Origin of the sequence: Pseudomonas sp. KBN10P06128, assembly GCF_037574945.1 — a bacterium.
Taxonomy (GTDB): domain Bacteria; phylum Pseudomonadota; class Gammaproteobacteria; order Pseudomonadales; family Pseudomonadaceae; genus Pseudomonas; species Pseudomonas aeruginosa.
The window spans coordinates 2187835-2201786 of sequence record NZ_JBBELR010000001.1 but is presented as its reverse complement, the minus strand read 5'-3'; the positions used below and the strand labels follow the sequence as shown (position 1 = coordinate 2201786).

Sequence of the window (13952 nt, the reverse complement as noted above, 5' to 3'; positions counted from 1 at the left end):
GCCGGAAACGCCGGCTTACTGGCCGATGATCTGTACTTTGGACAGCGCGATGCTGCCCAGGCCTGCGAGGTTGAGCATCAGCTCGCCGCCGTTCTGCCCCAGGGTGACGCTGTCGACGTTGGCCGGCAGGTAGGTCTGGAGCCCGTAGGTCTTGCCGTCGATCGAGGTCTGCGCCTCGAACTTGTAGGTGCCCGGCGGCATGATGTTGCCGCTGCTGTCCTTGCCGTCCCACATGAAGCTGACGCTGCCGGCAGCCTGCTGGCCGAGGTTGATGCGATTGACCACGGTGCCCTTGTCGTCGTAGACGTTGACCCATACGTTGCTGCTGGAGACCGGCAGGTTGAGGGAAGCCTTGAAGGTGTCCTTGGTGTCCACCACCGACTTGTCGGTCGCCACGATGACCTTCCGCCCCACCAGCGACGAGGCTTGCAGGGCCTGCGACGACTGGTAGTTGGAGAGAATGCTCTCCATGCTCTTGTTCAGCGACTGCACGCCTTCCACGGTGCTGAACTGGGCCAGTTGGGCGATGAACTCGCCGTTCTGCTGCGGCGACATCGGGTCCTGGTTCTTCAACTGGGCCACCAGCAGCTTGAGGAATTCGTCCTTGCCCAGGTTGCTGCTGCCCTTGACGCTCTGCCCGGTCTCGGTGGCGCCGCTGCCGGCGGCGCGCTTGCTGCCGTTGACGTTGCCGGTGTTGCTGCTGGTGCCGCTGACGTTATCGATGCTCATGCTCTACTCCGCTCACTGACCCAGGGTCAGGACCTTCTGCATCATCTGTTTGGCGGTATTCATCATTTCCGCGTTGGTCTGGAAGGCGCGGCTGGCGGAAATCATGTCGGCCATTTCCTCGACCACGTTCACATTGGGGTAATACACGTAGCCGTTGGCATCCGCGGCCGGATGGTTCGGCTCGTAGCGCGGCATCAGCGAACTCTGGTCCTCGACGATGCCCAGCACCTGCACGCCGGCGCCGGAGCTGTCCTGGTCGGCGAACAGCGAGCCGCTGTCGCCCTGGGCCTGCTGGAACATGGTGGAGAACACCGGATGGCGGGCGCGGTAGGTCTTGTCGACGCTGGAGGAAACCGTCTCGGCGTTGGCGATGTTGCTGGCCACGGTGTTCAGGCGGGTGCTCTGGGCGCTCATGCCGCTACCGGCAATGTTGAAGACACTGGCGAGGGACATGGCGGTTACTCTCCACGCAGGGCGCTGACCAGCCCTTTGAATTTGCTGTTGAGGAAGGTGAAGGACGCCTGGAAGTGCATGGCGTTCTCGGCGTAGTTGGCCTGCTCGATCTGGGCGTCGACAGTGTTCTGGTCGATCGACGGCTGGACCGGGATGCGGTACTGCAGGCTGCCCTCGCCCATGCCGAAACCTTCGGCGGCGATATGCCGCTCGTTGGTGGTGCGGGTGGCGAAGGTACCCTTGGCGGCCTTGTCCTTCTGCTCGGCGAGAACCGCGGCGAAGTCCAGGTCGCGAGCCTTGTAGTTCGGGGTATCGGCGTTGGCCAGGTTGTTGGCCAGCACTTCGGCGCGCTGGGCGCGGAAGCTGAGGGCCTGCTGGTGGATACCGAGTGCTCTGTCGAAACTGATGCTCATGGCTGCGAACCTGTTTGCCGGTGTGGCTTTCGTCGCCAACACTTCAGCAAGGCCCGTGCCAAATTATTAAAAACCTTTATATTCAATAACTTGAGTTTATTTAAGGGCAACCCGGAAGCGGCAAGCGGCAAGCCGTTTCCGCTTGCCGGCAAGGGTGGCAAGCCCCTGGAACGGCTTCTCCGGCAAACGAAAAAAGGCCCGATATCGTCGATATCGGGCCTTTCCCATGCTTCCGGCCGCCGGGGACACGGCTCACTCGTGGCGAATGATCCGCTCGAGATCCACCGGTTCGCCGGGATGGGCATGCAGCTTGGCGCGAATGTCCTCGAACATCGCATCGTATTCCTTGTGCACCCGGGTGATCGCGCCGAACTTCGGGTGCAGGCCGTGCTTCTGGGCGACCCGCGTGGCATCGCTGGCGAAGTTGAAGGCGGTATCGCGCGGCAGCTCGAAGGAGTCGCTGAACGGCTTGCCGTCGATCTCGCCGTCCATGTCGAAGTGCACATAGGCGCCGGATTCGGCGTTCTGCCGCACCTCGTAGCGGATATGGATGTTGATGTCCTGCTGGTCGAGGCCGGGCAGGCTGACCAGATGGAGGTGGCCTGGTTCGAACATGACGAATCTCCTGGTGGGAATCGGAATCAGTCTAGCCAGGGTCGAGCGAAAGAAAACCGCCCTGGATCAGTGCAACGTCGCTTTTTCCGCGCGTTCCTGAATGACCACCCAGGGCGCCACCACCACCGCCCAGAGGGTCGGGTCGCGTTCGAGGAAGTCCTTGGCCGCATCCTCCCCGACCTTGCTCAGGCCGCCGCCGGAAAGCCAGGCGGCGACCTTCTCGCGGTCGTCCCCGGCCAGGGCCTCGGCGACTTCCACCAGGTCCAGCGCGGCATCGACCTGGAGCAAGGCGCCACGGGCGAAGAACGGTTGCAGCTCGGCCCAGGAAATGACCGCGGTCTCGCCGAGCAGCTTGGCATAGAGGGTGCTAGTTTGTTCTGTCATGGGATCTACCTGGATTGCATGGGCGCCATGATAACGCCCGCCGGTAGCCCACGACAGCCGAAGGGAAACCGGGCCCAGGGAGGTGAGGCAGGTCCGCGCCGTTTTTCTATACGTTTATGTCAACCAGGCGACACGACTCACGGGAGCTCGCCGTGCCGTGCTTTTCAAGCGACGAAGCGCCGCTCTACACTGTACCGGTACAGTTCCCGGGGTCCGTCCATGACGATCACCCGGTCTCCTCCGGCCCCCGCGGCCGCGAGACTACAACAATGACAACACACAAGAAGAGTGGAGCACTATGAAGAAGGGTACTCAGCGTCTATCCCGCCTGTTCGCCGCGATGGCCATTGCCGGGTTCGCCAGCTACTCCATGGCCGCCGACACCATCAAGATCGCCCTGGCTGGCCCGGTCACCGGTCCGGTAGCCCAGTACGGCGACATGCAGCGCGCCGGTGCGCTGATGGCAATCGAACAGATCAACAAGGCAGGCGGCGTGAACGGCGCGCAACTCGAAGGCGTGATCTACGACGACGCCTGCGATCCCAAGCAGGCCGTGGCGGTCGCCAACAAGGTGGTCAACGACGGCGTCAAGTTCGTGGTCGGCCATGTCTGCTCCAGCTCCACCCAACCCGCCACCGACATCTACGAAGACGAAGGCGTGCTGATGATCACCCCGTCGGCCACCGCCCCGGAAATCACCTCGCGCGGCTACAAGCTGATCTTCCGCACCATCGGCCTGGACAACATGCAGGGCCCGGTGGCCGGCAAGTTCATCGCCGAACGCTACAAGGACAAGACCATCGCGGTACTGCACGACAAGCAGCAGTACGGCGAAGGCATCGCCACCGAGGTGAAGAAGACCGTGGAAGACGCCGGCATCAAGGTTGCCGTCTTCGAAGGCCTGAACGCCGGCGACAAGGACTTCAACGCGCTGATCAGCAAGCTGAAGAAAGCCGGCGTGCAGTTCGTCTACTTCGGCGGCTACCACCCGGAAATGGGCCTGCTGCTGCGCCAGGCCAAGCAGGCCGGGCTGGACGCGCGCTTCATGGGCCCGGAAGGGGTCGGCAACAGCGAAATCACCGCGATCGCCGGCGACGCCTCGGAAGGCATGCTGGCGACCCTGCCGCGCGCCTTCGAGCAGGATCCGAAGAACAAGGCCCTGATCGACGCCTTCAAGGCGAAGAACCAGGATCCGAGCGGTATCTTCGTCCTGCCCGCCTACTCCGCGGTCACCGTGATCGCCAAGGGCATCGAGAAAGCCGGCGAGGCCGATCCGGAGAAGGTCGCCGCGGCCCTGCGCGCCAACACCTTCGAGACTCCCACCGGGAACCTCGGGTTCGACGAGAAGGGCGACCTGAAGAACTTCGACTTCACCGTCTACGAGTGGCACAAGGACGCCACCCGTACCGAGGTCAAGTAAGCATCGTTGCAGTACGGAGCCCACGTCACCCACCGTGGGCTTTGTTTTAGTACCCGCATGATTCCGCGAGCGGCGGCCCGGCAAGGGCAGGCGAAGACCGGCAGCGTTCACTCCTGGTGGACGGGAGCGCGGCTTTCCCCTGCCTCCCGCCGGCCCGCCGCGCGCCGGATCGTGACGGGTCTCAGCAGCGTTCCGGCCCCACACCCGCGAGCCGAACGTCTACCTGCCGTACAACGGCGGGCGTTTAGCGAGAGAGTCCCATGCCCGAGATTTATCATTACCTACAACAATTGGTTAACGGCCTGACCGTCGGCAGCACCTATGCGCTGATCGCGATCGGCTACACCATGGTCTACGGCATCATCGGCATGATCAACTTCGCCCACGGCGAGGTGTACATGATCGGCTCGTACATCGCCTTCATCGCCATCACCCTGCTGGCGATGATGGGGCTGGACAGCGTTCCGCTGATGATGCTCGCCGCGTTCGCCGCCAGCATCATCGTCACCAGTGCCTTCGGCTACAGCATCGAGCGGGTCGCCTACCGCCCGTTGCGCGGCGGCAACCGCCTGATCCCGCTGATCTCCGCGATCGGCATGTCGATCTTCCTGCAGAACGCCGTGATGCTCTCGCAGGACTCCAAGGAAAAGGCCATCCCGACCCTGCTGCCCGGCAACTTCGTGTTCGGCGAAAGCAGCATGAACGGCGTGGTGATCTCCTATATGCAGATCCTGATCTTCGTCGTCACCTTCCTGGTGATGTTCGGCCTCACCCTGTTCATCTCCCGCTCCCGCCTGGGCCGCGCCTGCCGCGCCTGCGCCGAGGACCTGAAGATGACCAACCTGCTGGGTATCAACAGCAACAACATCATCGCCCTCACCTTCGTCATCGGCGCCGCCCTGGCCGCCGTCGCCGCGGTGCTGCTGGGCATGCAGTACGGCGTGATCAACCCCGGGATCGGCTTCCTCGCCGGGATCAAGGCGTTCACCGCCGCGGTGCTCGGCGGCATCGGCAGCATCCCCGGGGCCATGCTCGGCGGCCTGCTGCTGGGCGTCGCCGAAGCCTTCGGCGCCGACGTGTTCGGCGACCAGTACAAGGACGTGGTGGCCTTCGGCCTGCTGATCCTGGTGCTGCTGTTCCGACCTACCGGCATCCTCGGTCGTCCGGAGGTGGAAAAAGTATGAGCCAGTCCCTCAAGCGCGCGCTGTTCAGCGCCCTCCTCGTGATCCTGGTGTCCTATCCGATCCTCGGCCTGAAGCTGCGCACCGTCGGCATCAAGCTCGAGGTCCTCGGCGCCGATGCGCAGACCCTCTGGACCATCGCCGCGGCCGCCCTGGCCATGTTCGTCTGGCAGCTGTTCCGCGACCGCATCCCGCTCAAGCTGGGTCGCGGCGTCGGCTACAAGGTCAACGGCAGCGGCCTGAAGAACTTCCTCAGCCTGCCGTCGACCCAGCGCTGGGCGGTACTCGCCCTGGTCGTGGTGGCTTTCGTCTGGCCGTTCTTCGCCTCGCGCGGGGCGGTGGACATCGCCACCCTGATCCTGATCTACGTGATGCTCGGCATCGGCCTGAACATCGTGGTCGGCCTGGCCGGCCTGCTCGACCTCGGCTACGTCGGCTTCTACGCGGTGGGTGCCTACACCTACGCGCTGCTCGCCGAGTACGCCGGGTTCGGCTTCTGGACCGCCCTGCCGATCGCCGGGATGATGGCCGCGCTGTTCGGTTTCCTCCTCGGTTTCCCGGTGCTGCGCCTGCGCGGCGACTACCTGGCGATCGTGACCCTCGGCTTCGGCGAGATCATCCGCATCCTGCTGCGCAACATGACCGAGATCACCGGCGGCCCCAACGGCATCGGCTCGATCCCCAAGCCGACCCTGTTCGGCCTGACCTTCGAACGCCGCGCGCCGGAAGGCATGCAGACCTTCCACGAGTTCTTCGGCATCGCCTACAACACCAACTACAAGGTCATCCTGCTCTACGTGGTGGCCCTGCTGCTGGTGCTGCTGGCCCTGTTCGTGATCAACCGGCTGATGCGCATGCCGATCGGTCGCGCCTGGGAAGCGCTGCGCGAGGACGAAGTGGCCTGCCGCGCTCTCGGTCTCAACCCGACCATCGTCAAGCTCTCCGCCTTCACCATCGGCGCCAGCTTCGCCGGTTTCGCCGGCAGCTTCTTCGCCGCCCGCCAGGGCCTGGTGACGCCTGAGTCCTTCACCTTCATCGAGTCGGCGATGATCCTTGCGATCGTCGTGCTCGGCGGCATGGGTTCGCAGCTCGGCGTGATCCTCGCCGCGGTGGTGATGGTGCTGCTCCAGGAAATGCGCGGGTTCAACGAATACCGCATGCTGATCTTCGGCCTGACCATGATCGTGATGATGATCTGGCGTCCCCAGGGACTGCTGCCGATGCAACGCCCGCACCTGGAGCTGAAGCCATGAGCCGACCGATTCTCGAAGTGAGCGGCCTGACCATGCGCTTCGGCGGCCTGCTGGCCGTCAACGGCGTCAACCTGAAGGTCGAGGAAAAGCAGGTGGTCTCGATGATCGGCCCGAACGGCGCCGGCAAGACCACCGTGTTCAACTGCCTGACCGGCTTCTACCAGCCCACCGGCGGCCTGATCCGCCTCGACGGCGAGGAGATCCAGGGCCTGCCCGGCCACAAGATCGCTCGCAAGGGCGTGGTGCGGACCTTCCAGAACGTCCGCCTGTTCAAGGAAATGACCGCGGTGGAGAACCTGCTGGTCGCCCAGCACCGCCACCTCAACACCAACTTCCTCGCCGGCCTGTTCAAGACCCCGGCGTTCCGCCGCAGCGAGCGCGAGGCCATGGAGTACGCCGCGCACTGGCTGGAGGAAGTCAACCTTACCGAGTTCGCCAACCGCAGCGCCGGCACCCTCGCCTACGGCCAGCAGCGACGCCTGGAGATCGCCCGCTGCATGATGACCCGCCCGCGGATCCTCATGCTCGACGAGCCGGCCGCCGGCCTCAACCCGAAGGAGACCGACGACCTCAAGGCGCTGATCGCCAAGCTGCGCAGCGAGCACAACGTGACGGTATTGCTGATCGAGCACGACATGAAGCTGGTGATGAGCATTTCCGACCATATCGTGGTGATCAACCAGGGCGCCCCCCTGGCCGACGGGACGCCGGAGCAGATCCGCGACAACCCGGACGTGATCAAGGCTTATCTGGGGGAAGCGTGAGCATGCTGAGTTTCGACAAGGTTTCCACCTACTACGGCAAGATCCAGGCGCTGCACGACGTCAGCGTGGAAGTGAAGAAGGGCGAGATCGTCACCCTGATCGGCGCCAACGGCGCCGGCAAGTCGACCCTGCTGATGACGCTCTGCGGCTCGCCGCAGGCGGCCAGCGGCAGCATCCGCTACGAAGGCGAGGAACTGGTCGGCCTGCCCTCCTCCACCATCATGCGCAAGAGCATCGCGGTGGTCCCGGAAGGCCGCCGGGTCTTCTCCCGCCTGACGGTGGAAGAAAACCTGGCGATGGGCGGCTTCTTCACCGACAAGGACGACTACCAGGTGCAGATGGACAAGGTGCTGGAACTCTTCCCGCGCCTGAAGGAACGCTACGAACAGCGCGCCGGGACCATGTCCGGCGGCGAACAGCAGATGCTCGCCATCGGCCGCGCGCTGATGAGCAAGCCAAAGCTGTTGCTGCTGGACGAACCTTCGCTCGGCCTGGCGCCGATCATCATCCAGCAGATCTTCGAGATCATCGAGCAGCTGCGTCGCGAAGGCGTCACCGTGTTCCTCGTCGAGCAGAACGCCAACCAGGCGTTGAAGCTCGCCGATCGCGCCTACGTGCTGGAGAACGGCCGGATCGTCATGCACGACACCGGCGCCGCCCTGCTGACCAACCCGAAGGTGCGCGACGCCTACCTCGGCGGCTGAGCACCGTCCCGCTGGAGACTTCAGCGCCTACGAAAACGGCCCTCACGGGCCGTTTTTTTATGCCGAGGCGTACCGGCTACAGGCCGTAGCGCTCGATAGCGTCCAGGTGCGGCTGGGTGTCGACCTCCGCCGCTTCCGCCAGGCGCAGCCAGCACATGCGGTGCGGCCATTGCCCGGTGGCCTCCTGCAACGCCTGGTGCAGGTCGCGCGGCGCCTGCTGCGCAGGTGTCGCGACGGTGAAGTAGATCGCCCGCAGTTCCTCGCCGCTGCTGGCATCGGTGACCTGGTAGTCGCGGTTGCTGTGCACCCAGACCTTCCAGCCGCGCGCGTCGAGCGTTTCGCGGAAGGCGTCGAAGGCCTCGTCGCCCGGATAGACGCCGTCCACCAGCCAGCTCGGCGAGTAACCACCGCTCTCGAGGACGTGCACCACCGCATAGGTGGGAACGAAACGCTTGCGCTCCTCCTCGTCTTCCGGAGCCGGATAGATCAGGCCGGCGTCGAACACCACCCAGTCACCGACCCGCTGGCTGCGATTGCCCGGCGCGTTCTCGAGGACCCGCGCGGTCACCGGGCCGGTGCGCCGGGCGTAGTAGTCGAGCGCTTCGCCATCCTCGATGTAGCGGACGATCACCCAGCCCCAGTCTTCCTCGATCGGTCCGTCGCCGGCGGCGAACTCCATGCCCATGCCGGCAGCGACCTCGCGCAGCATCGTCCAGTCGCGCGCGGCGCTGGCGGCGGTCATCTGGTCCCACTGCACCGACTGCGGCTCCTCCAGCTTGCCGGCCAGACGCTGGTAGGCCAGCGCCGCCTCGGCGAAGCGATCCTGCTCCATCAGCGCCTTACCCAGCAGGCTGTGGGCTCCCAGCGAGCCGGGAGAAATTTCCAGCACCGATTGGCAGGCGCGCTCCAGCTCCGGCCAGTCGTTGAGTTTCTCGGCCAGCTTGACTTCGCTCCACAGCGCGATCAGCGGCACGCTGTCGGCGTAGAGCCGGCCGAGGCGCTTGACTTGGTCGTACTCGCCGCGCGCCAGCAAGGCATTGAGCAGGTAGTAGGCCAGTTGCTGCTCCTCGTCGGTGTGGCGCTCGACGTACTCCCAGAGCAGGTCGATGGCCTCGTCGTCGGCGGAGCAGGCCTGTAGCGCCGAGGCGGCCACTTCGCGCAAGGCGGTGTCGTCGGGCCGCTCGGCCAGCGCCTGGAGCAGCCACTGCACTTCTTTCTCCGGGTTGCGCGGCGCGTCTTCGCTGCCCTGCGCAGCCAGCCAGTCGAGCAACTCCGCAGCCGGCACCGGCAGCTCCTGCTGCTGCGGCGCGGCATCGATCTCCTCCCTCAACCCGGCGAGCAACTGGCTGGCGCCCCGATCGCGCTGCAACTGTTGAGCATGCTGTTCGGCCAGCGCCAGGTGGCGCCTGGCGCTCCATACCGAACCGCGTTGCAACGCGAGGCGGATGGCCTGGCTGGCAACATCGATGACCACTCGGTGCGCGCCCTTCTGCGAGTAGTGTTCGAGCATCTGCTGCAGGCGCCCGCCGAAGTCCCAGGTGTTGCGCTCAGGGGTCCGTTGCAGCAGCAGGTAGACCGCGCGCAGCCAGATCGTACGGTAGCGCGGGGCAATCTCGGAGAACGGCAGCAGCGCCTCCAGGGCCTCCTCGTCGCGCCCCAGCAACGCCAGGCCGTGGGCCTTGTACAGACGCCGCGGCTGGCTGATGTTGTTCCACTCCGCGCCCTCGACCTTCTCCTCCATCTCGCCGATCAGGGCCAGCGCCTGTTCCGCGCGCCCCAGGTTCAGCAGGATCGCCACGCGCATCTCCAGGAGGCTGTCGAATACCTCCTCGCCGGCGGCGAGGATCTTCTTCTCCTGTTCGGCCAGGAAGGCCAGGGCATCTTCGCCGCGCCCGTCGTCGAGCAGCGCCTCGGCCTTCTCGTTGCTCAGGCAGTGGAAGCAGGCCCAGGTCGGGTCGATCCGCGCCAGGGTCTCGTCGCACACCTCGATGCGTTCTTCCACCCAGCCCGGGCCGTCGACGTTGGCGTAGCACGACGCCAGGTCCTGGGTCACGCAGACCGACTGCGGGCAGGCCTGGGTGTCGTCGCGGTTGGCCAGTTCGAACAGGGAAACGGCGTCGGCCAGGGCGGTCTCGCCCTCCAGTTGGTTGCCGACCCGGTTACGCATCTCCCAGTGGCGGACGAAGATTTCCAGCCACGGGTTGTTCAACGTCCGGCTCAGCGCCTTGACCTCCGGCAACAGCGCCTCGGCGCGCTCCACCTCGAGGTCACAGACGTACGCGGTGAGTTCGTCGATCAGCCGCGCACTCTGCTCCTGGCCGGCCTCACGCAGGTCGGCGCGGAGCTTCTCCACCCAGTTCCAGATATCCATATGCTTCAGTCTCCATCAGGCGTGTTGCGAATTTTCTTATTGCCCCAGCAGGCGCTTCACCGAATCGGCGAGTCCGGCCAGGGCCTGGTTCAGCGAGGTCGCGGGCTGGCCGCGTCCCTGTCCGGCGATGATCACTTTGAACGAGCGCAGCAGCAACGCCGCATGGGCCGCTTCGTCGCGTTCCTCGCCGACGGCCGCGAGCAGCGCCTGCACCGCCGGATTGTCGAGGTTGACGTAGAGCCGGCTCGGCTGGCGATTGTCGAGCCTGCGGGTGAACTGCCGGGCCAGGCGCAACGCCGCGGTGGAAATACGCTTGTCGGCCTCGTCGTCCTCCAGTCGCCGCTTGAGTTCGGCGTCGCGGTCGGGCACCACCACAAGCGGCAATTCCTCGGGGCTGAAGCGAGCGATCACCAGTTGCTCCTCGGCGCCGCCCAGGTGTTCGGCCAGCCAGCCGGTCTCGCGCTCGGGCAGTCGGTCGAGGCGGAACAACTGGCGGTTGCCCTGCTCGGTGCCCAGCTCCACCAGGCGCATCCCCTTGGCCTGCGCCCAGCGACGGAGGAAGGGTACCACCGCATAGCGATTGCCATGGGCCACCGGTACGCCCATGGCACGGAACAGCATTTCCTCGAAGCCGCTGTCGTTGTCCAGCAGCACATGCACCGCTCCGCGCGAAAGGAGTTCGGAAGCCGGGAGGTCGCCCTGGGAGGTAGGTACGCGCAGGCTGTCCATCATCAGCGCGAACAGACGCTCGTCGCACAACGCCGCTCCCAGCAGGGCCTCGTTGTGCCGCAGCAGGACCCGCCGCCAGGCCTCCGGCTGCTGCCGCGCCACCTCGCCGAGCCCGGCGATCAGCGCCTCGGCCAGCGCATGCTGGATCGCCGCGTAATGGTCGTCACGCTGCAGGTCCTCGCGGCTGGCGGTGGGCGTCAGGCGGTTCGACTCGATCACCCCGCCGACGAACCCGGCCCAGGACGGCAGCAGGTCGCGGGCGTCATCGTCGAGCAGCATGCCGCGGAGGAAAACCGAGAGATTGCGGTTGTCGCTGGTGCCATAGGTGCCGCCGTCCTGGATCCACAGCAGACCCTGCACGTCGACCCGCTCGTCCGGGCGCACCGGCAGGCAGCAGATCGGTTCGAAGTCATGTTCGAAACGCGCGGCGAACTCCAGGTCGCGGCGCTGCCGTTGCAGCGGGTGCAGCGCGGCGTCGGCGGCCAGCCGCCACGGCGGCGGCTCCGGGTTGATCGGCTGGGCGTCGCCGCCGACGTGGATCGGCTCGCGCAACAGCACGCAGTAGCGTTCAAGGATCTCGCGCAGGCGCGCGGCCTGGGTCAGCGCACTGTATTCGTCCTGCAGTTCGAGGGTGATCTCGGTGCCTACCGGGCGCGCCGGCATCGGCGTCACGCTGTATTGCTCGGCGTTGCTGGAGACGTAGCAGAAGCCCAGCTCCGGGTGCTGGTAGGACGTGGTCCGCACGCTGACCCGGCGGGCCAGGACGAAAGCGGAGAGGAAGCCCAGGCCGAACATGCCGATCAGCCCGCTGTCCTCGTGGCCGGACTGGCGCAGTCCGCGGGTGTAGCCGACGCCGACGGTGGCCAGGTAGGCGTGGATTTCGTGTTCGGTGAGCCCGGCGCCGGTGTCGACGATGCGCACGGTGTTGCTGGCGCTGTCGCCGATCACCTCGATTCGCGACGGCCCTTGCCAGTCGGGCTGCTCCAGGCGGCGACGGAGGATCGAGTCGTGGGCGTTCTGCACCAGCTCGCGCAGCGCCACGGTGGGCGTGGAATAGAGGTGCTTGCTGAGCACCGACATCACGCCGTTGAGGTCGACTCCGGCGCGACGGATCTGGGGAGTGTTCGATTGCGGAAAGCTGCTTTGCATGTCCCTATCCAAGCGTTCGATGAATGGCGTCCGCTCGCGCGCGAGCGGTCCGGTGCGGGATTCTGCCACGTTCCGTCACGTTCCTTGTGCAACGGCGTGCCCGCGATGAGCTTCAGGCCGCATGGAAGCGGCCCGGAGTGCAATAGAGCCGCGTCGCGGCGAAATGTTCAACCCTCCAGGCCGATCAATTGTCGCCGGCTGCGCTCGAACCAGTCGAGCAGGTAATCGGCGAGCACCTGGGTGCGCCGCGGCAGGCCGCCCTGGAACGGATGGACGAGGAACATCGGCGTGCTGCGCGTCTGGTAGTCGCGCAGCAACCAGGCCAGGCGGCCGTCGCCCAGTTCGTCGTGGACCATGTATGACGGCAGCCGGGCGATGCCGGTGCCGGCCAGCGCGGCCTTCTTCAACAGGCTGTAGTGGTTGCTGGCGAGAAAGCCGGAAACCCGTACCCGCTCCAGCCGATGGCGGCGGTGATAGAGCCACTCCTCATGGCCGCTGTAGTGCGAGTTCAGCAGGCACTCGCGCTCGGCCAGCTCGGCCGGGCGTTGCGGCTCGCCATGTCGCGCCAGGTAGGCGGGACTGGCGCAGGTGATTTCCTGCAGGACGAACAGCGGCCGCGCCACCAGCCGGGCGTCCTGCTCGACCCCAGAGCGAATCGCCAGGTCGAAGCCCTCGCCAACCAGGTCGCGCAGGCCGTTGTACAGGTCCAGCTCGACGCGCAGCAGCGGATGGCGCTCCTGGAAGTCCTCCAGCAGTGCATCGAACAGGGTCTCACCCAGCGAGACCGGGAGGGTCACCCGCACCCGTCCTTCCGCTCGCTCCTGCAAGCGCGCCACCGCCTGCCGCGCGCGCTCGGCCTGCACCAGCAACGCCTGCGCCTCGGGCAGCAGCGCGGCGCCGGCGGCGGTCAGCGAAAGACGGCGGGTGGTACGGTGCAAGAGGGTCACGCCGAGCTTCTGCTCGAGGACGCCAATGCGCTTCGACAGTTGGCCCTTGCTGCAACCGAGGCGCTCGGCGGCGCGGGTGAAACTGCCCAGGTCGTGGAGTACGGCGAAGGCGGCGAGATCGTCCAGGTCCTTCACGATTGTTTCCCTATGAAAACGGTAGGTTGTCGATTGACAGGATTATCCACAGCAAAGGCGACTCTACACTGGAAACCACTCACCTTCACGCAACGAGAGGCCTGTATGAAAATCATCCTGATCGGCGCCAGCGGCACCCTTGGCAAGGGCATCGACAAAGAACTCGGCGAGCGCCACGACATCGTCCGGGTAGGCCACAGCAGCGGCGATTTCCAGGTCGACATCAGCGACGCGGACTCCATTCGCGCCCTGTTCGAGAAGACCGGTCGCTTCGACGCGCTGGTCGCCGCGGTCGGCAAGGTGCACTTCGGCGCCCTGGAGGAAATGGGCGAGGCGCAATACCAGCTCGGCCTGCGCGACAAGCTGATGGGCCAGGTCAACCTGGTACTGCTCGGCCGCGAGTACGCCAACGACGGGGGCTCCTTCACCCTCACCAGCGGCGTGCTCGCCGAGCAGCCGATCCGCTTCGGCAGTTCGGCGAGCATGGTCAACTGCGCCGTCGAGGGCTTCGTCCGCGGCGCAGCCCTGGAGTTGCCGCGCGGCCTGCGCATCAACGCCGTCAGCCCGACCGTGGTCAGCGAGGCGCTGCCCGGCTACGCGCCCTACTTCCGTGGCTTCAAGCCGGTTCCGGCGGCGGACGCCGCGCTGGGCTACGCACGCAGCGTGGAAGGCGCGCAGACCGGCCAGGTGTACCGCATCTGGTAA

At 65.8% G+C, this 13952-nt stretch carries 14 protein-coding genes; 6 read left to right on the top strand and 8 right to left on the bottom strand.

The features are described 5' to 3' along the window. Positions 1–15: 15 nt before the first annotated feature. The 5 genes from flgD to VQ065_RS10500 form a co-directional block, all read right to left on the bottom strand. On the bottom strand, positions 16–729 hold the full coding sequence (flgD, locus tag VQ065_RS10520) for a flagellar hook assembly protein FlgD (RefSeq protein ID WP_003082153.1): 714 nt from the start codon (positions 727–729) through the stop codon (positions 16–18). Between the two features lie 12 nt (positions 730–741). Continuing rightward, positions 742–1182 (bottom strand): flagellar basal body rod protein FlgC, encoded by a 441-nt coding sequence (flgC, locus tag VQ065_RS10515; protein ID WP_003082150.1) that lies wholly within the window; start codon positions 1180–1182, stop codon positions 742–744. A gap of 5 nt (positions 1183–1187) precedes the next feature. Beyond that, positions 1188–1595 carry a flagellar basal body rod protein FlgB gene (gene flgB / locus VQ065_RS10510; RefSeq protein WP_003082144.1) on the bottom strand — a complete coding sequence of 136 codons (408 nt, stop codon included), beginning with the start codon at positions 1593–1595 and terminating at the stop codon, positions 1188–1190. A gap of 252 nt (positions 1596–1847) precedes the next feature. Further along, positions 1848–2210 (bottom strand): DUF5064 family protein, encoded by a 363-nt coding sequence (locus VQ065_RS10505; protein WP_003082140.1) that lies wholly within the window; start codon positions 2208–2210, stop codon positions 1848–1850. Positions 2211–2276: 66 nt separating this feature from the next. Further along, on the bottom strand, positions 2277–2594 hold the full coding sequence (locus VQ065_RS10500; protein WP_003086400.1) for a DUF2288 domain-containing protein: 318 nt from the start codon (positions 2592–2594) through the stop codon (positions 2277–2279). A gap of 298 nt (positions 2595–2892) precedes the next feature. Here VQ065_RS10500 and VQ065_RS10495 point away from each other — a divergent pair, with 298 nt between their 5' ends. The 5 genes from VQ065_RS10495 (at position 2893) to VQ065_RS10475 (ending at position 7916) form a co-directional block, all read left to right on the top strand. After that, positions 2893–4014, top strand: coding sequence for a branched-chain amino acid ABC transporter substrate-binding protein (locus VQ065_RS10495; protein ID WP_003086396.1), 1122 nt, complete (start codon positions 2893–2895; stop codon positions 4012–4014). Between the two features lie 260 nt (positions 4015–4274). Beyond that, positions 4275–5198, top strand: coding sequence for a high-affinity branched-chain amino acid ABC transporter permease LivH (livH, locus tag VQ065_RS10490; RefSeq protein WP_003086391.1), 924 nt, complete (start codon positions 4275–4277; stop codon positions 5196–5198). Then, positions 5195–6448, top strand: coding sequence for a high-affinity branched-chain amino acid ABC transporter permease LivM (locus tag VQ065_RS10485; RefSeq protein ID WP_003082131.1), 1254 nt, complete (start codon positions 5195–5197; stop codon positions 6446–6448). Before livH ends, VQ065_RS10485 begins: the two co-directional genes overlap by 4 nt. Next, entirely contained in the window at positions 6445–7212 is a 768-nt protein-coding gene (gene livG / locus VQ065_RS10480; protein ID WP_003082125.1) for a high-affinity branched-chain amino acid ABC transporter ATP-binding protein LivG, read from the top strand. Before VQ065_RS10485 ends, livG begins: the two co-directional genes overlap by 4 nt. A 2-nt stretch (positions 7213–7214) precedes the next feature. Continuing rightward, the gene (locus VQ065_RS10475; RefSeq protein WP_003086389.1) at positions 7215–7916 is read left to right on the top strand and encodes an ABC transporter ATP-binding protein; all 702 of its coding nucleotides are present in this window, start codon (positions 7215–7217) and stop codon (positions 7914–7916) included. 76 nt (positions 7917–7992) lie between these two features. On the opposite strand, the gene VQ065_RS10470 is transcribed toward VQ065_RS10475, so the two are convergent. The 3 genes from VQ065_RS10470 to VQ065_RS10460 all read right to left on the bottom strand — a co-directional run bounded on the left by VQ065_RS10470 (position 7993) and on the right by VQ065_RS10460 (position 13247). Next, positions 7993–10287, bottom strand: a complete 2295-nt coding sequence (locus VQ065_RS10470; protein ID WP_003082116.1) for a hypothetical protein — start codon at positions 10285–10287, stop codon at positions 7993–7995. A gap of 36 nt (positions 10288–10323) precedes the next feature. Then, entirely contained in the window at positions 10324–12234 is a 1911-nt protein-coding gene (locus tag VQ065_RS10465) for an ATP-binding protein (protein ID WP_023657644.1), read from the bottom strand. 98 nt (positions 12235–12332) lie between these two features. Then, complete coding sequence (locus VQ065_RS10460; protein ID WP_003116312.1) at positions 12333–13247, bottom strand: LysR family transcriptional regulator; 915 nt, start codon at positions 13245–13247, stop codon at positions 12333–12335. Positions 13248–13352: 105 nt separating this feature from the next. Between VQ065_RS10460 and VQ065_RS10455 the strand changes: the two genes are divergently transcribed. Next, positions 13353–13952 (top strand): short chain dehydrogenase, encoded by a 600-nt coding sequence (locus tag VQ065_RS10455; RefSeq protein ID WP_003086384.1) that lies wholly within the window; start codon positions 13353–13355, stop codon positions 13950–13952.